At 73.2% G+C, this 757-nt stretch carries 1 pseudogene; it reads right to left on the reverse strand.

The features are described from left to right. Nucleotides 1-757, reverse strand: a pseudogene (locus tag VQ02_RS38605) (hypothetical protein); the annotation flags it as partial.

The following is a 757-nucleotide window of genomic DNA, read 5'->3' on the forward strand; positions in this document are numbered from 1 at the left end:
ACGGAGGCGCGACGACCATGGCCCGGCCTGCTGCTCATCTGACCGCCCTCGTGGTCGGCCTGGCGCTCGCCGGGCCCGTCCCCGCCCTCGCCCAGACGCCACCTGGCTACGCCGAGGCGGAATCGCGCTTCGCCTTCATGGAGACGGAGCGGCGGGTGCGGCTGCAATCCCTGCTGACCGCCGCCGGCTACTGGACCGGCATGCCGAACGTCACCTTCGGCCGGCGGCGTGGCGGGGGGCGGGGCCTGCACCGGCGGCAGGGCGACCGCGCGGGTGTCGGGTGCACCGGTCTCGGGCAGCGGGATGAAGGGCGCGTCCGGCGTCATCGCCGACCACAGCGAGGCGGAGAGCAGGACCGCGATGCGCTCCGCGGCGAGATCGGTCGCCCGCGTGTCCCAGCGCAGGGCGAAGCCGAGCGCGCCCGGTCCGTCCTGATGGTAGCGCATGTAGATGTCGACGCCGTCCTGCGAGGCCGAGATGGCGAAGAAATCCGCCCGCAGCACCTTGTAGTGGAGGGTGGCGCCCTCCCGCTGGAACTTCTCGATCGTGTAGGCGTACGCGTCGGCCACCGCGACGTTCTGCAGGGCGTTGAAGGCGAGCGACAGGCGCCGCGTCGGGTCCTTGAGGTCGAGGCCCCGGGACGTGCGCTCGGGGTTGAGCCCGAGGCCCATAGGTGCCCAGATCGAGACCGGGCGGAAGGGATGCGCGATCGGGCGCAGGCCCCACAGCGCGAGCTTCGGCGTCGCCAGCGCGCGCA

The organism is Methylobacterium variabile (genome assembly GCF_001043975.1).
Classification (GTDB): Bacteria; Pseudomonadota; Alphaproteobacteria; order Rhizobiales; family Beijerinckiaceae; genus Methylobacterium; species Methylobacterium variabile.